This is a genomic window from Pseudoduganella sp. jia 12, from assembly GCF_055502675.1.
In genome coordinates this window covers 205597-228659 of record NZ_JBUXKP010000007.1, presented here as the reverse complement: position 1 = coordinate 228659, position 23063 = coordinate 205597, and the positions used below count along the sequence as shown (strand labels likewise).

The following is a 23063-nucleotide window of genomic DNA, read 5'->3' as shown; positions in this document are numbered from 1 at the left end:
AACGTGAATCGTTGGCTGCGTCAGGGGACTGACCCCGGTTTTGAGCCCTGCCGTCGAAGCGCCGGCAAAAAACCGGGCACAGACCCCTGTGACGCATACGCACTTCGCGACATCGAACCGCCGATGCTAAAACCCCAAAAAATCCCCATCTCCGTCCTGGTCGTCATCCACACGGCCGACCTGCAGGTGCTGCTGATCGAACGCACCGGCCACCCCGGTTTCTGGCAGTCGGTCACCGGCTCGCTGGACGCCATCGACGAGCCCTTGCTGGCCACCGCCACGCGCGAGCTGTTCGAGGAAACCGGCATAGTGGCCGATGGCGAGCGCATCGTGCTGCGCGACTGGCACCTGTCCAATGTGTACGAGATCTATCCGATCTGGCGCCACCGGTATGCGTCCGGCGTCACGCACAACACGGAGCACGTGTTCAGCGTGGAAGTGCCGCGCGACATACCCATCATGCTGTCGCCGCGCGAGCACACCGCGCACGCGTGGTTGCCGCACCTTGAAGCGGCGGACAGGTGCTTTTCCGCGTCGAACGCGGAAGCGATCCTGCAACTGCCGCGCATGCTGGGCCGTTGATGCCAGCTACCTGACGGCAGCTACCTGACGGCGGGCCGGCCGGAGCGCCGCAATTGCGCAACCAGCAGCGCGATGGCGGCGGCCCCCAGCAGGGGCAGGTTGCCGGGTTCGGGCTCGCTGGCGGCCGGCGCATGCGGACGATAGGCGATGTCGCCCCCGATCAGCTCGCCGAAATACGTTCCGGTCTGGTTGAGCAGCGATGTTGAACCCTGGTCGGTACCCGTCATGCCGATCGGCGCATCGGATTCGAACAGCACGCGGCCGGCAGCCTGCGGAGCTGCCGCATGGCCGCGGTTGGCGATGCCGGCGGTCGCGATGCCGGCGGTCGCCGGGCTCGTATCCGGCAGCATCGCGAAAGCCGTTGCCGGTACTGCCGACAGTGTGGCCAATACGGTGCAGAAAGTGGTGCAGAAAGTCCTGATCGCCATACAGCCTCCCGTTCGCGTCAGTTGTGATTGGAAACTTGAAGTTCCTCTGTTGGATCAACTATAGGGGATATCCCGGCCATTGGCAGCAATCTTTTGTGCGACCGGCGCACAATTGCCACGGTCTGGAAGCATCGTTTTCGTCGCCCGGAGTAGACTGCATGACTGAGCCCGGCCCGGATCCTGAACAGGCTCGCCAGGAATCCGGTAATGCCTCCGTGCACGTTTGCTATCGTATCCCCGCCGCACGATTGCCCGCGATGAATCAGCACGGTTGGCGCTAGAATGGCTTTCATGAAGATCAAAGTCGCCACCTACAATATCCACAAGGGCGTTTCCTACCGCAGCAAGCCACGCGTGCTGGCGCTCAAGCAGGCCATCGCGGCATTCGATGCCGACCTGATCTTCCTGCAGGAAGTGCAGGGCCAGCATGACCGCATCGCCGCCCGCTTCGGCGAAGAGCGCCATGGAGCGAAGCACTGGCCAGGGGGCGGCCAGCACGAATTCTTCGCCGGCGAATCGCACCAGTCCGTCTATGGCCTGAACGCGCAATACGACCATGGCCACCATGGCAACGCGCTGCTGTCGAAGCACCCCATCGCCAAGTGGACCAATACCGATATTTCCGACCATGCCTACGAGGCGCGCGGCATCCTGCACTCGATCGTTGAAACGCCGAAAGGCGTGGTGCATTGCTATGTGATCCACTTGGGCCTGTTCGAGCGCAGCCGCGTGCGGCAGGTGGAAGCGCTGATCGATGCGGTGAACCTGTCCGCACCCAACAACGAGCCGGTGATCATCGCCGGCGACTTCAACGACTGGCGCAACACGCTGAGCGCCAAACTGCGCAAGGCCCTGGGCGTGGTGGAGGTGTTCGACGAAATCGGCGCCGGTTCGAGCCTGGGCGACCTGGTCCGTACCCTGGCCCGCAGGCAGGCGGCGGTCCACCCGGCCCGCACGTTCCCATCCGCCTTGCCCTTCTTCCGCCTGGATCGTATCTACGTTCGCGGCTTCGAGGTAGAATCGGCGCAGGTCCTGCATGGCCCGATCTGGGCCAAATTGTCGGACCATGCACCGCTCGTCGCTACCCTGAAACTGTTATAGCGTTATGCGCCCTGTCGATTTCATCGCCGACAACGAAGTCAGACTCCTGCACTGCGGTACCGAATTCTTCCCCGGCCTGATGGAAGCGATCGATGCCGCGCAGTATGACGTCTATTTCGAGACTTACATCTTCGCGGACGATGAAACGGGGCAGGCCGTGCTGGCCGCGCTGATGCGCGCGGCGCAGCGGGGTGTCACGGTGCGCATGATCACCGACTGGTTCGGCACCGGTGCCGGGCGGGTCAACCGCATGCATGCGCAGCTGCAGGCCGCCGGCGTCGAGCACCGCATCTTCAATCCCTGGTTCAAGCGCGGCGTCTCGCGCACCCACCGCAAGATCTGCGTCGTCGACCGCTGCATCGCCTTCGTGGGCGGCATCAATATCAACGACGACATGTTCTGCGATTACGACCACAGCATCAGCCTGTCCGCGCCGCGCTGGGACTTTGCCGTGGCGGTCAAGGGGCCGCTCGTGGCGAATATCCACAAGGAAGCCGTCGCGCAGTGGCGCCGCCTGGGCAAGATGCCGCTCACCGAGCGTATCGGCCTGTACCAGGAAACGCGCCGCGCCAACAAGGCGGCCGCCGAAGCCAGTACCACCGTGCAGGCGGGCTTCGTGGTGCGCGACAATTTGCGCAACCGTCACACTATCCAGCGGGCCTACCTGAAGGCGATGGGTGCCGCCAAGAAAAGCGTGCTGCTGGCGAACCCATATTTCGCACCCGGCCGCAAGTTCCGGCGCGCGCTGTCGCAAACGGCGCAGCGCGGCGTGCAGGTGACACTGCTGATCGGCGTGGGCGAGCACTGGCTGCAAGATGCCGTGGCGCACTCGTTCTATCCCAAGCTGCTCGCTTCCGGCGTGCGGCTGGTGGAATATCGCAAGACCCAGCTCCATGCCAAGGTCGCCGTCATCGACGACGAGTGGGCCACGGTCGGTTCCTCCAACGTGGACGGGCTGAGCCTTTTCTTGAACCAGGAAGCGAACGTCGTGATCAAGGATGCCGCCTTCGCCAAGGACTTGCGCAAGCATATCGATGCGGCCGTCGCCGAAGGCGTGGAAGTCCACGCCCACGAGTTCGAGCACATCGGACGCTTCCGCCGCATCGGCTACGAGATCGCCTACGTGGTGTATCGGACGCTGATGCGCATTTTTGCAGTGGGAAAATATGCCTGATGAAAGCTTGAAATACGCATGGATAACGTAAGGATCGACAAATGGCTGTGGGCCGCGCGCTTCTTCAAGACGCGCAATCTTGCCATCGACGCGATCGACAGCGGCAAGGTCAAGGTCAACGGCGACCGGGTGAAACCGGCGCGGGTCGTGAAACTGGGCGAGAAGCTGCACATCGATAACGGCTCGGACGAATGGGACGTGCTGGTGGTGGGCATCTCGGACAAGCGGCAGGGTGCCCCCATCGCCCGTACCCTGTACGAGGAAAGCGAGGAATCGATCGCCCGGCGCATCAAGGAGGCCGAACGGCGCAAACTGTTCCACGAACCGGCCGCTGACCTGAAGGGCCGCCCCACGAAGCGCGACCGGCGCATCCGCGACCAGATCGACCACGGCGAATAGTTGCCCGGAAAAGTGCCTACGGCGATCCGTCATACCCCCTGTTTCCACGGAAACTGTTGCTTCAAAAATGGGGTACGTCCCCATTTTTTAGGAAATTATTGCCGAAAAAATGGGGTACGTCCCCATTTTTGAAGCAACTTCTGTGATTCTTAATTTGCCTGTCAACCCCCGCGCGCAACGCCGGGCGCAAAATAGAACGCCACCTCTAACGATCCCGTTTGACATTTATCCAGCCCTGGATAATAGTACGAGCGTTCGTAATTTTTTTCACACGGAGCAAACCGGCCGGGGGAAAATCAAAGTTCCTTTCTCCCATGAAGCCGGATGCCAAAGTGAGTAATTTAGCCATCAATACCTCGACAAAATTCATGCGCAAGGGCGAAATGACCCGCGCCGCCATCCTGGACGTGGCGTTGGACCTTGCCAGCCGTGACGGGCTGGAAGGGCTGACCATCGGCCTGCTGGCGGACCGGATGAACATGAGTAAATCGGGCGTATTCGCCCACTTTGGTTCGCGTGAAGATTTACAGCTGGAAGTGTTGAAGCTTTACCACCGCCGTTTTGAGCAGGAAGTGTTCTATCCCGCCATCAAGGAACCCCGCGGCTTGCCGCGCCTGCGGCTGATGTTCGCGCAGTGGGTCAAGCGCGTGTCGATCGAGATCGCGTCGGGCTGCATCTACATCAGCGGCGCCGTCGAGTATGACGACCGCCCCGGTCCGATCCGCGAAGCGCTGGTGGCGATGGTGAGCGCATGGCAGGGCGCCCTGTTGCGGGCGGCCGAGCAGGCGATCGAATGCGGTCACTTGAAAGCGGGTACCGATGCGCAGCAGCTGGTCTACGAGATGTATGGCCTGATCCTGGCCGTGCACCACGATGCCCGTTTCCTGCGCATTCCCGGCGCCGTCGATCGCGCCACGGTGGGCTTCAACCGCCTGATCGAAAACTATCAGTCTTAAACCTGGCCGCATCCACAAGGTGCGGCAACCAATCACACTTAGCCTTAGTCGCAGGAGATAAACATGGGTCAATACGTCGCGCCAATCCGGGATATGCAATTCGTTCTGCATGAGTTCCTGAAGGTGGAAGAGCAGCTGAAGGAACTGCCGGCCCACGCCGAGACCGATGCCGACATCATCAACGCGGTGCTGGAAGAAGGCGCGAAGTTCACGTCCGAAGTGCTGTTCCCGCTGAACCATTCCGGCGACCGCGAAGGCTGCCACCACGACGCGCAAGCCAAGACCGTCACCACGCCGAAGGGCTACAAGGAAGCGTACAAGCAGTACGTGGAGGGTGGCTGGGCCGCGCTGGCGTGCGATCCGGAATACGGCGGCCAGGGCCTGCCGGTGGTGCTGAACAATTCGTTCTACGAGATGCTGAACTCGTCGAACCAGGCATGGACCATGTACCCGGGCCTGTCGCACGGCGCCTACGAGTGCCTGAAGGAACACGGCACCGACGAGCAGAAGGCAACGTACCTGCCGAAGCTGGTCTCCGGCGAGTGGACCGGCACCATGTGCCTGACCGAACCGCACTGCGGCACCGACCTGGGCCTGCTGCGCACGAAGGCACTGCCGAACGACGACGGCTCGTGGACGATCACCGGCAACAAGATCTTCATCTCGGCCGGCGAGCACGACATGTCCGAGAACATCCTGCACCTGGTGCTGGCCCGCGTGCCGGACGCACCGGAAGGCTCGAAAGGCATCTCGCTGTTCCTCGTCCCGAAATTCCTGCCGGACGGTAACGGCGGCATCGGCGAACGCAACCCGATCTTCTGCGGCGCCATCGAAGAAAAGATGGGCATCCACGGCAACTCCACCTGCCAGATGAACCTGGACGGCGCGAAAGGCTGGATCATCGGCCAGCCGAACAAGGGCCTGAACGCCATGTTCGTGTTCATGAACGCGGCCCGCCTGGGCGTGGGCATGCAGTCGCTGGGCCTGACCGAAGTGGCGTACCAGAACGCGCTGGTCTATGCAAAAGACCGCCTGCAGATGCGCTCCCTGTCGGGCGTGAAGGCGGCCGACAAGCCGGCCGACCCGATCATCGTGCACCCGGACGTGCGCCGCATGCTGCTGACGGCGAAGGCGTTCGCCGAAGGCGCCCGCGCGCTGACCAGCTATGTGGCGCTGCAGATCGACCGCGAACTGAACCACCCGGACGAGGAAGTGCGCAAGGAAGCCGCCGACGAAGTGGCGCTGCTGACCCCGATCGTGAAGGCCTTCATCACCGACAACGGCTGGATCGCCACCTCGGAAGCGATGCAGGTGTTCGGCGGCCACGGCTACATCGCCGAATGGGGCATGGAACAGTATGTGCGCGACGCGCGCATCAACATGATCTACGAAGGCACGAACACGATCCAGTCGCTCGACCTGCTGGGCCGCAAGATCCTGATGGACAACGGCTCGAAGCTGCGCAAGTTCGGCGAGAAGATCCGCGCGTTCGTGGAAGACAACGGCACCGATGAAGCGATGTCCGAATTCGTCACCCCGCTGGGCGACCTGGGCGAAAAGGTCACCAAGCTGACGATGGAAATCGGCATGAAGGCCTTCCAGAACCAGGATGAAGTGGGCGCCGCCGCCGTGCCTTACCTGCGCGTTGCCGGCCACCTGGTGTTTTCGTACTTCTTCGCGCAGATGGCCAAGATCGCGCTGGAAAAGCAGGATTCGGATGACAAGTTCTACAAGGCCAAGCTGGCGACCGCACGCTTCTACTTCGGCCGCCTGTACCCGGAAACCGCCATGCTGATCCGCCAGGCACGCTCGGGCGCATCGAACCTGATGGCGCTGGACGCCGACCTGTTCTAACAAATCAAGGAACAAGAAATGACGAACTTCAGTGTGAAAAAAGTCGCCGTGCTGGGCGCCGGCGTGATGGGCGCGCAAATCGCCGCCCACTGCGTGAACGCCAAGGTGCAGGTCGTGCTGTTCGATTTGCCTGGAAAAGAGGGAACGCCGAAGAATGGCATCGTCCTGAAGGCCATCGAAGGCCTGAAAAAGCTGTCGCCGGCACCGCTGGGCGACAAGGAAGACGCGTCACTGATCCAGGTCGCGAACTATGAAGACAACCTGGACCAGCTGGCCGACTGCGACCTGATCATCGAAGCGATCGCCGAGCGCCTGGACTGGAAGCACGACCTGTACAAGAAGGTGGCCCCGCACATCGGCGCCAACGCGATCTTCGCATCGAACACGTCCGGCCTGCCGATCGAGCAGCTGGCGCAAGGCTTCGACGCGGACCTGAAGGCGCGCTTCTGCGGCGTGCACTTCTTCAACCCGCCGCGCTACATGCACCTGGTGGAACTGATCCCGACCGAGGCGACCCGCCCGGAAATCCTGGACCAGCTGGAAACCTTCCTCACGTCCGCGCTGGGCAAGGGCGTGGTGCGCGCGAAGGATACGCCGAACTTCATCGCGAACCGCGTGGGCATCTTCGGCATGCTGGCCACGATCCATGAAGCCGAGAAGTTCGGCCTGTCCGTGGACGTCGTCGACGACCTGACCGGCGCGAAGCTGGGCCGCGCCAAGTCCGGCACGTTCCGCACGGCGGACGTGGTGGGCCTGGACACGATGGGCCATGTCATCAAGACGATGCAGGACAACCTGAAGGACGATCCGTTCTTCAGCGTGTACAAGACCCCCGACGTGCTGGCGAAGCTGATCGAGAAGGGCGCGCTGGGCCAGAAGACGGGCGGCGGCTTCTACAAGAAGGTGGGCAAGGATATCCAGCGCCTGGACTTCGCCACCGGCGAATACGTGGCCGGCGGCGGCAAGGCTGCCGACATCATCGCCCGCATCCTGAAGGAAAAGGATCCGGTCAAGAAATTCAAGGCGCTGCGCGAATCGACCAACCCGCAAGGCCAGTTCCTGTGGGCGATCTTCCGCGACGCGTTCCACTACATCGCCTACCACCTGGACTCGATCGCCGACAATGCGCGCGACGTGGACTTCGCCATGCGCTGGGGCTTCGGCTGGAAAGTGGGCCCGTTCGAAACGTGGCAGGCCGCCGGCTGGAAGCAGATCGCCGAATGGGTGAAGCAGGACATCGAAGAAGGCAAGGCACTGACCGACGCACCGCTGCCGGCATGGGTCTTTGACGAAAAAGTGGCCGAGAAGGGCGTGCATACGCCGGAAGGCTCGTACTCCGCCAAGTCGAACAGCTATGTGCCGCGCTCGAACCTGGCCGTCTATGAACGCCAGGCATTCCGCGCACCGGTACTGGGCAGCGGCGACACCGACCCGTCGAAAGCCGGCACCACCGTGTTCGAAGACAACGACGTGCGCCTGTGGCACTCGGGCGACGACGTGCTGGTGATCTCGCTGAAGACCAAGATGCACGTGATCGGCCAGGGCGTCATCGACGGCCTGAAGCGCGGCCTTGCCGAGGCGGAAAAGAACTTCAAGGGCCTGGTGATCTGGGGCACGGATGCGGCCGAAGGCGGCGCGTTCTCCGCCGGCGCCGATCTGCAATCGGCCCTGCCGACCTTCATGGCCGGCGGCGCCAAGGCGCTGGAACCGCTGATCAGCGACCTGCAGAATACGTTCATGGCGTTGAAATACTCGAACGTGCCGGTGGTGGCCGCTGTTGCGGGCCTGGCGCTGGGCGGCGGCTGCGAGCTGGCGCTGCACGCTTCGCGCCGCGTGGCGTCGATCGAGTCGTATATCGGCCTGGTGGAAGTGGGCGTGGGCCTGATTCCGGCCGGCGGCGGTCTGAAGGAAGCGGCGGTACGCGCCGCCAAGGACGCCAAGGGCAACGACATCCTGCAATTCCTGAAGACGGGCTTCATGAACGCGGCCACCGCGAACGTGTCGAAATCCGCACTGGAAGCGAAGGCGATGGGTTACCTGAAGGAAGACGACATCATCGTCTTCAACCCGTATGAACTGCTGCACGTGGCGAAAGTGACGGCGCGCGCCATGTTCGATTCCGGCTACCGCGCACCGCTGCAGCGCCCGGTCACGGTCACCGGCCGCTACGGCTGGGCCACGATCCGCGGCCAGCTGGTCAACATGCGCGACGGCGGCTTCATCTCCGCACACGACTACAAGCTGGGCGACATGATCGCCGAGATCGTGAGCGGCGGCGACATCGACCAGGGCAGCGTGGTCAGCGAGCAGTGGATCCTGGACCGCGAACGCAAGGCCTTCCTGGAACTGCTGAACCACCCGAAAACGCAGGAGCGGATCATGGGCATGCTGCAGACCGGCAAACCGGTACGCAACTAAGCCGCCCACCTAAAGGACGAACAACATGAGCAAACAACTTCAAGACGCATACATCGTCGCCGCGACCCGCACCCCGATCGGCAAGGCGCCGCGCGGCGTGTTCAACAAGACCCGCCCGGACGACCTGCTGGTGCACGCGATCCGCGGCGCCATGGCCGCCGTGCCGAACCTGGACCCGGCCCTGATCATCGACGCGATCATCGGCTGCTCGTTCCCGGAAGCGGAGCAGGGCTTCAACGTGGCCCGTAATGCCGTGGTGCTGGCCGGCCTGCCGAACACCGTGGGCGGCGTTACCGTCAACCGCTACTGCGCATCGGGCATCACCGCGCTGGCGATGGCGGCGGACCGCATCCGCGTGGGTGAAGCCGACGTGATGATCGCCGGCGGCGTGGAATCGATGTCGATGGTGCCGATGATGGGCCATCACCCGTCCATCAACATGGACACGTTCAAGGATGAAAACGTGGGCCTGGCCTACGGCATGGGCCTGACTGCCGAAAACGTGGCCAAGCAGTGGAAGATCTCCCGCGAAGACCAGGATGCGTTCGGCCTGGAATCGCACCGCCGCGCCATCGCCGCCCAGCAGGCCGGCCTGTTCAAGGACGAGATCACGCCGGTGGAAGCCATCACCCGTACGCCGGACCTGAAGACCGGCGAGATCAAGGTCGGCAAGCGCCTGGTCGAGAACGACGAAGGCCCGCGTGCCGACGCGTCGATGGAATCGATGGGCAAGCTGAAGCCGGTATTCGCCGCCAAGGGCTCCGTGACGGCGGCCACGTCGTCGCAGATGTCCGACGGCGCCGGCGCGCTGATCGTCGTCTCCGAAAAGATCCTGCGCGAGCACAACCTGACCCCGCTGGCCAAGTTCTCGTCGTTCGCCGTGCGCGGCGTGCCGCCGGAAATCATGGGCATCGGCCCGAAGGTGGCGATTCCCGCCGCACTGGCCGCTGCCGGCATCACGCAGGAACAGCTGGACTGGATCGAACTGAACGAAGCGTTCGCGGCGCAGGCGCTGGCCGTGATTCGCGACCTGAATCTTGATACGAGCAAGGTCAACCCGATGGGCGGCGCGATCGCGCTGGGCCATCCGCTCGGCGCGACCGGCGCTATCCGCGCCGCGACCGTCGTGCACGCACTGCGCCGCAACAACCTGAAGTACGGCATGGTCACGATGTGCGTGGGTGCCGGCATGGGTGCGGCGGGCATCATCGAGCGCGTGTAATCCACACGGCAGGCATGAATTGACAAGGGCGCCGCGGACACAATCCCGGCGCCCTTCATCATTGCGCCGTCAATATCACAACAAAGGAAAGAGACAATGGCAATCGAAGTCACCAAGGCAGACGGCATTCTCACGCTGGCGTTCAACCGCATCGAGCGCAAGAACGCCATCACCTCCGCGATGTATCAAACGCTGGCCGATGCGATCAACGCCGCGCAGGACGATACCGAAGTACGCGCCATCCTGCTGGCCGGCAAGCCCGAAGTGTTCACGGCCGGGAACGACCTGGAAGACTTCATGAAGACCACCCGCGCCAACGACGGCGTGGCCTTCGGCGACCGCCCCGTGTTCCAGTTCATGCGCGCGCTGTCCGGTTCGGCCAAGCCGGTCGTCGCGGCCGTGGGCGGCCTGGCGATCGGCATCGGCACCACCTTGCTGATGCACTGCGACCTCGTGTACGCCGCCGACAGCGCGAAATTCTCCGTGCCGTTCACGCAGCTTGGCCTGTGCCCGGAATTCGGCTCGTCGCTGCTGATGCCGCTGGCCGGTGGCCACGCGCGCGCCGCCGAGAAGCTGATGCTGGGCGAACCATTTGGTGCGCAGGAAGCTTATGACATGGGCATCGTATCGAAAGTGCTGCCCGCCGCCGAGGTGCTCGACCACGCGCGCGCGCAGGCCGCCAAGCTGGTGGCACTGCCCGCCGCATCGATCCGCACCACGAAGCGGCTGATGACCACGTCGCGCAAGGCACAGCTGGAAGCGATCATCGCCGAGGAGAGCAAGTTGTTCTTCGAGATGCTGCAGGGCGCGGAAGCAAAGGAAGCCTTCACGGCGTTCTTCGAGAAGCGCAAGCCGGACTTCACGAAGTTCGCCTGAAGCTCGCCGGAGTTCGCCGCCGGCCGGGTAGGTATCCAAGCCGGGCCGGCGGTTTTCCGGTGTTGCCCTTGCGGCGGTGCAGTGCCGCCAGGCCTGCCCCTGTGCCGACAAGGCGCGGATAACGGTAGGGGATTGATCTTGCTTAATAACTGAACTATCGGCGAAAAGTGCTGCGGAAATTATCGGCTGCCGTGTAAAAGTTCCCGACAATAACTATTAAGTGGGAAGCCAGGCCGGCGGATGCCTATTTTTTCCTTGCGCCGCGAAGTCGTGTGCCGCATGCATGCCTCATCCATATATACTCGGCTGCCCGGGCAGTCGTTGCGCCCGCCACCTTCTGACGGACCGCCGTGCCCATTGCCCCCGACCAATTCGATTACGAAGCCGCCTTGCGCGGCTGCGCGCGCGGCGACCGGCAGGCATTGCGCAGCCTGTACGACCAGGAAGCGCCGCGCCTGCTGGGCGTGGCCTTGCGCATCGTGCGCGAGCGCCAGGCGGCGGAAGATGTGGTGCACGATGCCTTCGTCAGTATCTGGACAAAGGCCGGCACGTTCGACGCGGCGCGTGGCGCGGGCCGCGGCTGGATCTACAGCATCGTGCGGTACCAGGCGCTCGATGCGATCCGTGCCGGCACCCGCGAAGTCCTCGTCGATGACGAAGAAGCGCTGGATGCCATCGATCCGGAAGCTGCCGTGCACATTGCCGACGCCTTCGAACTGCGCCAGGATCTCGGTCGCCTGGAACATTGCCTTACCCAGCTCGATGCCGCGAAGCGCAACAGCATCCTGTATGCCTATGTGGATGGCTGCTCGCACAGCGAGATCGCCGAGCGCCTCAAGTCGCCGCTGGGCACCGTCAAGGCCTGGATCAAGCGCGGCATGAACGCGCTGCGGGAGTGCATGGTATGAGCCCGATCCGCGATCCCCACGAGCTGGCCGGCGAGTACGTGCTGGGCACGCTCTCCGCCGCACAGCGCCGCGAAGTCGAACAGGCATTGCCGCATGACGCGGCACTGCGCGCGGCCGTCGAATACTGGGAACAAAAGCTGCTGCCGCTGGCGGCGCTTGCCGAGCCGGTCGAACCATCCGCCGCGCTGTGGGCGCGCATTGAGCGCAGCGTGGCTCCGGCCCCGGCACCGGCGCGGAATGTGCCGGCCAAGGCCCGCTGGTGGGACAAGGTCACGCTGTGGCGCGGGCTGGCCGCCGGCGGCTTCGCGGCCGCCGCCATCATGGCGGCGGTGGTGGGCGTGCGCATGCAGGCGCCGCTGGCGCCCGACTATATGGTGGTGCTGGCCACGCCGCAGAATGCCGCGCCGGGATGGGTGATCCGCGCCACCGGGCCGCAGACGATCCGCCTCGAACCGCTGGTGAAGACAGCCGTGCCGGCGCAGCGCGCGCTGCAGCTGTGGACCAAGGCCGATGGCTGGAAGGGCCCCGTATCGCTGGGCCTCGTCACGCCGGGCAAGGCGGTCGACGTGAGGCTCGACAAGCTCCCGCCGCTGCAGCCGAACCAGCTGTTCGAGATCACGCTGGAACCGGAACAGGGTTCGCCGATCGGGCGTCCGACGGGGCCGATCCTGTATATCGGCCGTGCCGTGAAAGTGATGTAGGTACCGCCTCGGTCACTGCGCCGGATCGCCGTGTCGTGCGATCCGGCGCAGTGACCGGTCCTGGCCGATCCTGGCCATCGGCCGCGCCGCCAGGGAATGGGGCGCGGCCAGTCTCCCGCTTACTTGATCACGATGGCGATGTCGCGCAGGCCCGGCACGCCATTGCCGATCACGGAGGTGGCCGGCGTGGCTGCGCCATTGACCGGCGTCGCGGTGCCCGACATCAAGTCGACGCGGTACAACGTGCTGGGGCCCGTGGCGGTCGTGCGCAGCGCCGCCAGCACCAGCCCGTTCCCGCCGCCGGCGATATCGAACCCGGCATCGCCGGCCACGTCCACGCCCAGCCGGCCCACATCCACCAGCGTCCCGTCGTTCGGCGGCGTCTGCATCGCCAGCACGTCGGTGGCGCTGTCCAGGTCATACAGGATCGTCGTCGCCGTGCCGGCAATGCTGTTGTTGTAGGCGGCGGCGGTGATCGTGGCCGCGCCGCTGGCGCGGTTGATGGCACCGTCGGTCGTCGTCGCGCCGGTATCGACGTTGATGCGCAGGCTCTGGCCCGTGTTGCCGATCACGCGCAGGCGGTCCGCCACCGGGTTGAAGTCGACGGCGAACGCCGTGCCCGCGATCGCCGAGTAGGGCGCCGTCGTATCGGCCGCATCGGCCATCAGCGTGGCTTTCGCGGTGGCCGCGCCCGTGGCCGGATCGATCGTCACGATGCGCGCGGCGGAAGTCAGGCCATACAGCATGCCATCCTTCGGGCGCACATCGATGCCCAGCAGCGTTTCGCCGCTGTTCAGGCCCGTGATCGCCACCGTGGTGTCGATCGTGTTCGGGGTCGCCACCTTGAAGGCGACCAGGCGGTTGTCGTCCGTGAGGCCGTGCACCATCGGCACTGCGGCCGGGCGCAGCGCGATGCCGCGGATCTCTTCGGTCCCGCCCACCGCGCCCACCAGCATGGCCGGGGTCGCCGTGGCCGCCAGGTTGATGCTGTACAGGTTGCGGGCGCCGCCCACTGTGCCAACCATATAGCCCATGTTCGTGCGCGCATCGATATCGAACCCGTTGGCGCTGCCCGTGTCCACGCCCAGCGGCACCGGCGTGGCCAGCGTGCCGTTGTTCGGCGGGTTCTGGATGTACAGCATGTCCGTGACGGTATCGAGTGCATACAGCGTGGTGGTGCCGGTGCCCGCGAAGGAATTCGTGTAGGCCGATGCGGTGATCTGCGTGGTGGCCGCGCCGCCATTGATGGCGCCATCGGTGGTGGTGGCGCCGGTATCGACGTTGATGCGCAGGTTCAAACCCGTATTGGAGACGATGCGCAGCCGGTCGGCGACCGGGTTGAAGTCCACGCCGAAATCGGTGCCGGCCAGCGCCGTGAACGGTGCCGTGGTATCGGCCGCATCGGCCATCAGCATCGACTTCAGCGTGGCCACGCCGCTTTCCGTGTCGATCGTGTACAGCCGGCCGGTGGAGCCCACGCCATACAGCTTGCCGTCCGCCGGGCGGTAATCGATGCCGAGCAGGTTTTCGCCGCTCTGCAGGCCGGAGACCGTGGCGGTAGTGCGCACCGTGCCCGGCGTCTCGCGGTTGAACGAAATCAGCCTGTTGCTGGCGGTCAGGGCAAACACGTCGCCCGGAGCGACCGGCACGCCCGGCGTCGGCGTCTGGGGCGGGACGCCGGTATCGTGGTCGCTGCCGCCACCGCCGCAGGCGGCCAGGGTCAGGGCGATCGAGGTGGCAAGGGCAAGCGTGGAAAGCTGGGGTCGGTTCATGATCGGTCCTCGGTAGTTGTGGGCTCAACAGCTGCCGGGATGGCAATGTTGTGCGTGTACTACGCGCGGGCAGCCCGATTGGATGCAGGCGGCGTGAATTATTTTTGCAAGCGATAATGGCTGAGCACCGGGCCGGTGCCGCGCAGCAAGTCGATGCGCGATCCGAACATCCTGGCCGAGGCGGCCAGCACCAGGTCTTCGCCAGCCGCGGGCAAGTCCAGCATGGTGGACGTGGCCCGCGCCAGCACGGGCACTTCTTCGGGCAGCGGTACCCCGCTGTCCACGAACACGCCGTCTTCGGCCGAGCCGGCAACGGTGCGTATGCGCCGGGCAGCGCGATAGGCGCTGAACCCCCAAAGGCTGTTCACGCAATGCAGCGCGAGCGACATCACTTCGCCACCGGGGAACAGGTGCAGCACGGTTTCCCGGAAATCGGGCCGCAGGCTGCGATTGACGCGCGACCAGGCATTGCCATGGATGAGCGCCCCGGCCAGGTCGGCGTGACAGATCAGCACACCGCCGGGGTAGGCGCCGACGCACATGCTGTCGTCTTCCGGATACAGGGCGTTCCACAGGCTGACTTCGCCGGCATGGCGGTAACCGTCGACAGCGATCGCGCGCTGCAATTGCGCTGCGCGCTCCGGAGCGTTGTCCATGTCGGCGCCAAAGCTGCCCGGCCGGTTCGTGACGCACACGATGGACAACTCCCAGCGCAGCAGGCCGTTGCCGCGCATTACCCCGCGTCTCCGCCCGTATCGGCGTCCTCGGGCACCGACGTATTCACGGCCGGCGCGTCATGCCCGGCGCGGTGCGCCGCGAGGGCGCCCAGCACGATAGGGTCGAGGCCCTCGCCACGTGCCGTATCCATGTGCAGGTAAAGCCGGCTGCGCATGCGCGGCGCCCAGTAGCGCTGGATGTGCTGGGCGATGCCCGTCTGGGCTTCCTCGCGGTCGGGGAAGGAAGCATAGAAACTGCCGATCTGGTTGGCCATCGTGACCAGGTTGTCGATGTTCATCCGCGCACCTCCAGCAGGGCATCGTCCGCCCCGTCCATGACCAGCCCCGGGTCGGCCAGCCCCAGCTGCGCCGTATTGAAGCGCCGGTACTCGCGCTGCCATTCGGAAGGCTGCTGCACCGGCATCACCTGCACGGCGGTCACCTTGTACTCGGGGCAGTTGGTGGCCCAGTCGGAGTTTTCGGTCGTGATCACGTTGGCGCCCGATTCGGGGAAGTGGAAGGTGGTGTAGACCACGCCCGGCTGCATGCGCTCCGTCACCAGCGCGCGCAGCACGGTCTCGCCGGCGCGGCTCTGGATGCCCACCCAGTCGTCGTCCCGGATGCCGCGCTCCTGCGCATCGTGCGGGTGGATTTCCAGCCGGTCTTCCGCATGCCACTGCACGTTCTCGGTGCGGCGCGTCTGCGCGCCCACGTTGTACTGGGACAGGATACGCCCCGTGGTCAGGATCAGCGGATACTTGCGCGTGACCTTTTCGCTGGTGGCCACGTATTGCGTGATGATGAAGCGGCCCTTGCCGCGCACGAACGCATCCACATGCATCGTCGGCGTGCCTTCCGGCGCCGCGTCGTTGCACGGCCACTGGATACTGCCCAGCTCATCGAGCCGGCGATAGCTGACGCCCGCGAACGTGGGCGTCAGCCGCGCGATCTCGTCCATGATCTCCGAAGGATGCCGGTAATTCATCGGATAGCCCAGCCGGTTCGACAGCGCCATCGTCGCTTCCCAGTCCGCCAGGCCGGCGCGCGGCGGCATCACCTTGCGCACGCGCGAGATGCGCCGCTCGGCATTGGTGAACGTGCCATCCTTTTCCAGGAACGAGGAGCCGGGCAGCAGCACGTGCGCGTACTTCGCCGTCTCGTTCAGGAAGATGTCCTGCACCACGATGCACTCCATCGCCGACAGTGCCGCCGTCACGTGCTGCGTATTGGGATCGGACTGCACGATGTCCTCGCCCTGGCAGTACAGGCCCAGGAAGCTGCCATCGAGGGCCGCATCGAACATGTTCGGGATACGCAGGCCCGGCTCGTCCTGCAGGGGCACGCCCCAGGCCTGTTCGAACAGGCCCCGCACGGTACTGTCGGAAACGTGGCGATAGCCGGGCAATTCGTGGGGGAAGGAGCCGATGTCGCACGAGCCCTGCACATTGTTCTGGCCACGCAGCGGATTGACGCCCACGCCTTCGCGGCCCACGTTCCCCGTGGCCATGGCCAGGTTGGCGATGGCCATCACGGCCGTCGAACCCTGCGCATGCTCCGTCACGCCCAGGCCATAGTAGATCGCCGCGTTGCCGCCGGTGGCATACAGCCGTGCCGCCGCGCGCAGTTCCGCAGGGGGCACGCCCGTCACGCTTTCCGTCGCTTCCGGCGAATTGGCCGGCTGGGCCACGAAGTCGCGCCACTGCAGGAAGGCGCGGTCCTCGCAGCGTTCTTCGATGAATGCCTCGGCCAGCAGGCCCTCGGTGACGATCACGTGGGCCAGCGCGGACAGCACGGCCACGTTGGTGCCCGGCCGCAGTTGCAGGTGGTGGTCGGCGCGCACGTGCGGCGACTTGATCAGGTCGATGCGGCGCGGGTCGATGACGATCAGCCGCGCGCCCTGGCGCAGTCGCCGCTTCATGCGCGAACCGAACACCGGGTGCCCGTCCGTGGGGTTGGCGCCGATCACAAGCACCACGTCGGTATGCTCGATCGACTTGAAGCTCTGCGTGCCGGCCGATTCGCCCAGCGTCTGCTTCAGGCCATAGCCGGTGGGCGAGTGGCAAACCCGTGCGCAGGTGTCCACATTGTTGTTGCCGAATGCGGCGCGCACCAGCTTCTGCACCAGGTAGCCTTCCTCGTTCGTGCAGCGCGACGACACGATGCCGCCGATCGCATCGCGGCCGTGTTTCGCCTGGATGCGGCGGAATTCCGATGCCGCGTAATCGAGCGCCTCGTCCCACGACACTTCGCGCCACGGATCGGTGATCTTCGCGCGGATCATCGGCTTCGTGATGCGGTCCTTGTGCGTGGCATAGCCCCATGCGAAGCGGCCCTTCACGCACGCATGGCCTTCGTTGGCCTTGCCGTCCTTCGCCGGCACCATGCGCACCACCTCGTTGCCCTTCATTTCCGCGTTCAGCGAGCAACCCACGCCGCAATAGGCGCAAGTGGTCGTGATGCTGTGCTCCGCCTGGCCCAGCCAGATCACCGACTTTTCCGTCAGCGTCGCCGTCGGGCAGGCTTCCACGCAGGCGCCGCACGACACGCACTCCGATTCCATGAACGCTTCGCCCTGGCCGGCCGACACGCGCGACTCGAAGCCGCGGCCGGAGATCGTCAGCGCGAACGTGCCCTGGGTTTCCTCGCAGGCGCGCACGCAGCGGTTGCAGACGATGCATTTCGACGAGTCGAACGTGAAGTAGGGGTTCGATTCGTCCTTCTTCAGCTTCAGGTGGTTGTCGCCCTCGTAGCCGTAGCGCACCTCGCGCAGGCCCGTCACGCCCGCCATGTCCTGCAGTTCGCAGGCGCCGTTGGCCGGGCAGGTGAGGCAGTCGAGCGGGTGGTCGGAGATGTACAGTTCCATCACGCCCTTGCGCAGCTGCTGCAGCTTGGCGGACTGTGTGCGCACGACCATGCCTTCCTCGGCCGGCGTGGTGCACGAGGCGGGATAGCCGCGGCGGCCGTCGATCTCCACGAGGCACAGCCGGCAGGAGCCGAACGGTTCCAGGCTGTCGGTGGCGCACAGCTTGGGGATATTGATGCCGGACAGCGCGGCCGCGCGCATTACCGACGTGCCGGCGGGCACGGTCACGCGCTGGCCGTCGACCTGCAGCGTGACGTAGTCGGTGATCACGGCCGGTGGCGGTGTGCCCAGGTCGCGGGCCAGGATGGTTTCGATCATCGTGTTCTCCTCAGGCGGCATGTTGCGAAGTGTCGGCCTGGCCGAAATCTTCCGGGAAGTGGTTCAGGGCCGACAGCACGGGATAGGGCGTCATGCCGCCCATCGCGCACAGCGAACCATTGAGCATGGTGTCGCACAGGTCGCGCAACAGCACCACATGTTGCGTGCGCTGCGTGCCTTCGCGGATCTTGTCGATCACCTCCACGCCACGCGTGGAGCCGATGCGGCACGGCGTGCATTTCCCGCACGATTCGATGGCGCAGAATGCCATCGCATAGCGGGCCAGCTTCGCCATGTCGGCCCGGTCGTCGTGCACCACGATGCCGCCATGGCCCAGCACCGCCCACAGCGCCGCGAAGGCTTCGTAGTCGAGCGGGGTGTCCCACTGCGACTCGGGCAGGTAGGCGCCCAGCGGCCCGCCCACCTGCACGGCCTTGATGGGCCGGCCCGACGCGCTGCCGCCGCCGTAGTCGTACAGGATCTCGCGCAGCGTGACGCCGAAGGCCAGTTCGATCAGGCCCCCATGCCTGATGTTCCCGGCCAGCTGCACGGGCAGGGTGCCGCGCGAGCGGCCCATGCCGTAGTCCTGGTAGTAGGCGGCGCCCTTGTCCAGGATGATGGGCACGGTGGCCAGCGACAGCACGTTGTTGATCACGGTGGGCTTGCCGAACAGCCCCGCCAGCGCGGGCAGCGGGGGCTTGGCGCGCACGATGCCGCGCTTGCCCTCCACGCTTTCCAGCAACGCCGTTTCCTCGCCGCAGATGTACGCGCCGGCGCCCTTGCGCACCTCGAGCTCGAACGCACGGCCGGAGCCCAGCACGTTCGCGCCCAGGTAGCCATGGTGGCGCGCCAGGGAAATGGCAGCTTCCAGCCGGGCGATCGCGTGCGGGTATTCGCTGCGCACATAGATGTAGCCACGCGCGGCGCCGACGGCGATGCCGGCGATCGTCATGCCCTCGACGAGCACGAAGGGATCGCTTTCCATGATGATGCGGTCGGCGAACGTGCCGGAATCGCCTTCGTCGGCATTGCAGACGATGTATTTTTCGCTGCCGGGCGCCTTGAGCACGGTGTTCCACTTGATCCCGGTGGGGAAGGCGGCACCGCCACGGCCCCGCAGGCCCGATGCGGTCACTTCCGCGACAATGGCCGCCGGGGCCATGTCGAGCGCCTTGCGCAGGCCACGATAGCCATCGTGGGCGATATAGTCCGCCAGCGAGCGGGGCTCGGTGATGCCGACGCGGGCGAACGTGAGCCGCTGCTGGCGCGCCAGGTAGGGAATCTCCGCCACGAGGCCGAGGGCGAGCGGATGGCCCGGCGACCAGGCGGCATCGAACAGCGCCGGCACGTCCGCCGCTTCCACCGGCCCGAAACCGAACCTGCCGGCCGGGGTTTCCACTTCCACCAGCGTTTCAAGCCACAGCAGGCCGCGCGTGCCGTTGCGCAGCACGCGGATGTCGAGACCGCGTCGCAGCGCCTCGGCGGCAATGGCCGCCGCAACCTCGTCGGCGCCGACCGCCAGCGCCGCGGAATCGCAGGGCACGTGGATACGCATCGTCGTCATACGGCCTCCTGTACGGTGCTTGCCTGAATGCTGCTTGCCTGAATGCTGCTCGCCTGCATTGCGCTTGTTCTCATATCGTCCGCCAGCACGCCGGCGACGAGCGCATCGAAGCGCGCCGGCGTCACGCGGGCGAACACGGCCTCGTTGATGGTCAGCGCCGGCGCGCTGGCGCACTGCCCCAGGCAGTACACCGGCTCCAGGCCGAACGCGCCATCGGCGCTGTGCCCATGCAGGCTGCAACCCAGCGCGGACTGCGCATGTTCGAGCAGCTGGTCCGCCCCCATGCTCTGGCACGCCTCCGCGCGGCACACCTGGATCACGCAGCGGGGCGGCGGCTCGCTGCGGAAATAATGGTAGAAGGTGATCACGCCATGCACCTCCGCGCGGGACAGGTTGAAATGCCGGGCGATCTCCGGCACGCGTTCCGGCGGAATGTAGCCAACGCCATCCTGCAGGCCGTGCAGCACGGGCAGCAGCTGGTCCTGGCGGTCGCCGAGGCGGGCGAACACGTCGGCCAGGATACCGTCGATGGCCGCGAGGGCGGCAGCGGTGACGGGAGCGGAAACAGGCGCAGGAACAGAAGCAGGAGCAGGGGAAACTGTGGCGGTGGGCATGGCGTCTCCTTGGTGAATGCATCCGCTTATGTTCGGGCTTGCATATGCGGCACATGTTTTATCGTGTAAATTCAGACTATCACCCTATAAACACGGCTTCAATAGGAAGGATTTTGCATATGCTCAAAGTCGAAATCCGGCCCGACTGGTTCCTGCGCGACGCGCGGGGAAACGCCACCGCGCTGCCTGCGCTGCTGTCCTTGCTGGCCGCCGTCAGCGAAACGGGCAGCATCAGCAAGGCGGCGGCCCAGGGCCGCATGTCGTACCGCCACGCCTGGGGCCTGCTGCAGCAGTTCAGCGAACAGTTCGGCGCTGAACTCGTGCACAAGGTGCGCGGGCAGGGTACCGTGCTGACCCCGCTGGCCGAGAAGCTGATGTGGGCGGACCGCCGCATCAATGCGCGGCTCTCTCCGCTCCTCGACAGCCTGGCGTCCGAGCTGCAGCAGGAGCTGGTGCGCGTGCTGGCCGCCGATGCGCAAGGCGTGCGGCTGACGGCATCGCACGGCTTTGCCGTGGCGGCGCTGGTGGCGCAGCTGCGCGACGAGGGCGTGACCGTGGACATCAATTACCGCAGCAGCACCGAGGCGGTGGCGGCCCTGGCCCGGGGCGAGTGCGACCTGGCCGGTTTCCACCTGCCGGTGGGGCGGTTCGAGGAGGCGGCCGCGGCGAGCTACCGCCCCTGGCTGAACGAAGAACGCCATGCCTTCCTGCACCTGGCCTACCGCGAACTGGGCCTGTTCGTGGCGCGCGGCAATCCGAAGGGCGTGACGGGGCTGGCCGACCTGGCACGGGACGACCTGCGCTTCGTCAACCGGCAGCAGGGCTCGGGCACCCGCGTGCTGCTCGAGCTGCTGCTGGCGGAGCAGGGGGTCGACCCGGCAGCCATCGTCGGCCACGACAGCGCCGAGTTCACGCACGCGGCGGTGGCGGCCTACGTGGCGAGCGGCATGGCGGACATCAGTTTTGGCGTGGAGACGGCGGCGCGCCGCTTCGGCCTCGAATTCATTCCCGTGTGCCGCGAGCGCTATTTCCTCGCCTGCGACAGGGCGGCGCTTGCCCAGCCCATGCTTGCCACGGTTGCCGCGGCGATGACCCACGACCGGTTCCGCGCCGCGCTGGCCGACCTGCCGGGCTACGATGGCGCGCTGGCCGGCACGCGCGCCGACCTGGCCGCGCTGTTTTTACCTGGCCAGGCTCTATCTGGCCAAACTTAACCGCGGTCAATGATCGGGCGTGTGCCGGGCCGTTATGATGGGTTGCATCCGACACAGGACAAATGATTGCCCGGGCTCATCGGGCAGCGCAGAATAGAAAAAAATCAGCCCATCAACCGAGGAGACCGGCATGAGCAAGGCTTTGGAAGGCATTCGCATTCTCGATTTCACCCATGTGCAGTCGGGCCCCACCTGCACCCAGCTGCTGGCCTGGTTCGGCGCCGACGTGATCAAGGTCGAACGGGCCGGCGAGGGCGATGCCACGCGCGCCCAGCTGCGCGACATTCCCGAGGTGGACAGCCTGTACTTCACGATGCTGAACCATAACAAGCGCTCGATGACGCTCGATACCAAGCAGCCGGCCGGCAAGGCGGTGCTGGAAACGCTGATCCGCGACTGCGATGTGCTGGTGGAGAATTTTGCGCCCGGCGCGCTGGACCGCATGGGTTTTTCGTGGGAGCGCATCAGCCAGCTGAACCCGCGCATGATCGTCGCCTCCGTGAAGGGCTTCGGTCCGGGACCCTACGAGGACTGCAAGGTGTACGAGAACGTGGCGCAATGCGCCGGCGGCGCCGCCGCCACGACCGGCTTCGACGACGGGCCGCCCGTCGTCACGGGCGCGCAGATCGGCGACAGCGGCAGCGGCCTGCACCTGGCGCTGGGCATCGTCACCGCGCTGTTCCAGCGCACCGCCACCGGCCGCGGTCAGCGTGTGCAGATCGCCATGCAGGATGCGGTGCTGAACCTGTGCCGGGTGAAGCTGCGCGACCAGCAGCGCCTGGCGCGCAATGGCGTGATGGAAGAGTATCCGCAATTCGCCACCGGCCAGTTCGGCGACTCGGTGCCCCGCGCCGGCAACGCGTCCGGTGGTGGTCAGCCTGGCTGGATCCTCAAGTGCAAGGGCTGGGAGAGCGATCCGAACGCCTACATCTACTTCATCGCCCAGGCCGCGGTGTGGCCGGCGATCTGCCGCGTGATCGGGCGTGAGGGGTGGATCAGAGACCCGGCCTACGCCACGCCGCGCGCCCGGCTGCCGCACCTGATGCAGATCTTCGCCACCGTCGAGGAATGGACGAAGACGCTGACGAAGTTCGAGGTCATGGACATCCTCAACCGCGACGACATTCCCTGCGGGCCGATCCTGTCGATGAAGGAACTGGCCGAGGAACCTTCGCTGCGGGCCACCGGCACGATCGTCGAGGTCGATCATCCGGAGCGCGGCCCCTACCTGACGGTCGGCAATCCCATCAAGCTGTCCGACAGCCCCACGGTGGTGCGGCGCTCGCCGCTGCTGGGCGAGCATACCGAGGAAGTGCTCGGCCAGCTGGGCTACGGCGACGAAGAGATCGCGGCGCTGCGGGCCGGGCGCGTCATCTGACACGG

The 23063-nt window shown here is 65.6% G+C and carries 20 protein-coding genes; 13 read left to right on the top strand and 7 right to left on the bottom strand.

Translation table 11 applies throughout. The annotated features are described in order from the left end of the window. Positions 1–123 precede the first annotated feature (123 nt). The gene (gene nudB / locus ACY65G_RS17370) at positions 124–582 is read left to right on the top strand and encodes a dihydroneopterin triphosphate diphosphatase (protein ID WP_464998572.1); all 459 of its coding nucleotides are present in this window, start codon (positions 124–126) and stop codon (positions 580–582) included. 20 nt (positions 583–602) lie between these two features. On the opposite strand, the gene ACY65G_RS17365 is transcribed toward nudB, so the two are convergent. Continuing rightward, positions 603–1010: a hypothetical protein gene (locus ACY65G_RS17365; RefSeq protein ID WP_464998571.1), complete on the bottom strand. Its 408-nt coding sequence runs from the start codon at positions 1008–1010 to the stop codon at positions 603–605. 291 nt (positions 1011–1301) lie between these two features. On the opposite strand from ACY65G_RS17365, the gene ACY65G_RS17360 reads away from it, so the two are divergent. The 10 genes from ACY65G_RS17360 (at position 1302) to ACY65G_RS17315 (ending at position 12619) form a co-directional block, all read left to right on the top strand. After that, positions 1302–2111: an endonuclease/exonuclease/phosphatase family protein gene (locus tag ACY65G_RS17360; RefSeq protein WP_464998570.1), complete on the top strand. Its 810-nt coding sequence runs from the start codon at positions 1302–1304 to the stop codon at positions 2109–2111. A gap of 4 nt (positions 2112–2115) precedes the next feature. Further along, positions 2116–3285 (top strand): cardiolipin synthase ClsB, encoded by a 1170-nt coding sequence (gene clsB / locus ACY65G_RS17355; RefSeq protein WP_464998569.1) that lies wholly within the window; start codon positions 2116–2118, stop codon positions 3283–3285. Positions 3286–3303: 18 nt separating this feature from the next. Continuing rightward, complete coding sequence (locus ACY65G_RS17350) at positions 3304–3684, top strand: RNA-binding S4 domain-containing protein (protein ID WP_130186434.1); 381 nt, start codon at positions 3304–3306, stop codon at positions 3682–3684. 368 nt (positions 3685–4052) lie between these two features. Then, positions 4053–4640: a TetR/AcrR family transcriptional regulator gene (locus ACY65G_RS17345; RefSeq protein WP_130190311.1), complete on the top strand. Its 588-nt coding sequence runs from the start codon at positions 4053–4055 to the stop codon at positions 4638–4640. Positions 4641–4703: 63 nt separating this feature from the next. Then, positions 4704–6494: an acyl-CoA dehydrogenase C-terminal domain-containing protein gene (locus ACY65G_RS17340; RefSeq protein ID WP_130186433.1), complete on the top strand. Its 1791-nt coding sequence runs from the start codon at positions 4704–4706 to the stop codon at positions 6492–6494. Between the two features lie 18 nt (positions 6495–6512). After that, positions 6513–8912 carry a 3-hydroxyacyl-CoA dehydrogenase/enoyl-CoA hydratase family protein gene (locus tag ACY65G_RS17335; RefSeq protein WP_464998568.1) on the top strand — a complete coding sequence of 800 codons (2400 nt, stop codon included), beginning with the start codon at positions 6513–6515 and terminating at the stop codon, positions 8910–8912. A 25-nt stretch (positions 8913–8937) separates the two neighbouring features. Then, entirely contained in the window at positions 8938–10134 is a 1197-nt protein-coding gene (locus ACY65G_RS17330) for an acetyl-CoA C-acyltransferase (protein WP_464998567.1), read from the top strand. A 96-nt stretch (positions 10135–10230) separates the two neighbouring features. Then, positions 10231–11010, top strand: coding sequence for an enoyl-CoA hydratase (locus tag ACY65G_RS17325; RefSeq protein WP_464998566.1), 780 nt, complete (start codon positions 10231–10233; stop codon positions 11008–11010). Between the two features lie 350 nt (positions 11011–11360). After that, positions 11361–11918 carry a sigma-70 family RNA polymerase sigma factor gene (locus tag ACY65G_RS17320; RefSeq protein ID WP_464998565.1) on the top strand — a complete coding sequence of 186 codons (558 nt, stop codon included), beginning with the start codon at positions 11361–11363 and terminating at the stop codon, positions 11916–11918. Further along, the gene (locus ACY65G_RS17315; RefSeq protein WP_464998564.1) at positions 11915–12619 is read left to right on the top strand and encodes an anti-sigma factor; all 705 of its coding nucleotides are present in this window, start codon (positions 11915–11917) and stop codon (positions 12617–12619) included. The genes ACY65G_RS17320 and ACY65G_RS17315 overlap by 4 nt, the downstream gene beginning before the upstream one ends. A 119-nt stretch (positions 12620–12738) precedes the next feature. On the opposite strand, the gene ACY65G_RS17310 is transcribed toward ACY65G_RS17315, so the two are convergent. The 6 genes from ACY65G_RS17310 to ACY65G_RS17285 all read right to left on the bottom strand — a co-directional run bounded on the left by ACY65G_RS17310 (position 12739) and on the right by ACY65G_RS17285 (position 20466). Beyond that, complete coding sequence (locus ACY65G_RS17310; RefSeq protein ID WP_464998563.1) at positions 12739–14391, bottom strand: DUF4394 domain-containing protein; 1653 nt, start codon at positions 14389–14391, stop codon at positions 12739–12741. A 98-nt stretch (positions 14392–14489) separates the two neighbouring features. Beyond that, on the bottom strand, positions 14490–15125 hold the full coding sequence (locus ACY65G_RS17305; RefSeq protein WP_464998562.1) for a DUF6928 family protein: 636 nt from the start codon (positions 15123–15125) through the stop codon (positions 14490–14492). Further along, positions 15125–15406: a formate dehydrogenase subunit delta gene (locus ACY65G_RS17300; RefSeq protein ID WP_464998561.1), complete on the bottom strand. Its 282-nt coding sequence runs from the start codon at positions 15404–15406 to the stop codon at positions 15125–15127. The genes ACY65G_RS17305 and ACY65G_RS17300 overlap by 1 nt, the downstream gene beginning before the upstream one ends. After that, the gene (fdhF, locus tag ACY65G_RS17295) at positions 15403–18288 is read right to left on the bottom strand and encodes a formate dehydrogenase subunit alpha (protein WP_464998560.1); all 2886 of its coding nucleotides are present in this window, start codon (positions 18286–18288) and stop codon (positions 15403–15405) included. The genes ACY65G_RS17300 and fdhF overlap by 4 nt, the downstream gene beginning before the upstream one ends. A 10-nt stretch (positions 18289–18298) precedes the next feature. Next, the gene (locus tag ACY65G_RS17290; RefSeq protein WP_464998559.1) at positions 18299–19852 is read right to left on the bottom strand and encodes a formate dehydrogenase beta subunit; all 1554 of its coding nucleotides are present in this window, start codon (positions 19850–19852) and stop codon (positions 18299–18301) included. Further along, on the bottom strand, positions 19849–20466 hold the full coding sequence (locus tag ACY65G_RS17285; protein ID WP_464998558.1) for a formate dehydrogenase subunit gamma: 618 nt from the start codon (positions 20464–20466) through the stop codon (positions 19849–19851). The genes ACY65G_RS17290 and ACY65G_RS17285 overlap by 4 nt, the downstream gene beginning before the upstream one ends. 119 nt (positions 20467–20585) lie before the next feature. Between ACY65G_RS17285 and ACY65G_RS17280 the strand changes: the two genes are divergently transcribed. Next, entirely contained in the window at positions 20586–21680 is a 1095-nt protein-coding gene (locus ACY65G_RS17280; RefSeq protein ID WP_464998557.1) for a substrate-binding domain-containing protein, read from the top strand. Positions 21681–21810: 130 nt separating this feature from the next. After that, on the top strand, positions 21811–23058 hold the full coding sequence (frc, locus tag ACY65G_RS17275; protein WP_464998556.1) for a formyl-CoA transferase: 1248 nt from the start codon (positions 21811–21813) through the stop codon (positions 23056–23058). The last annotated feature ends 5 nt before the right edge of the window (positions 23059–23063 follow it).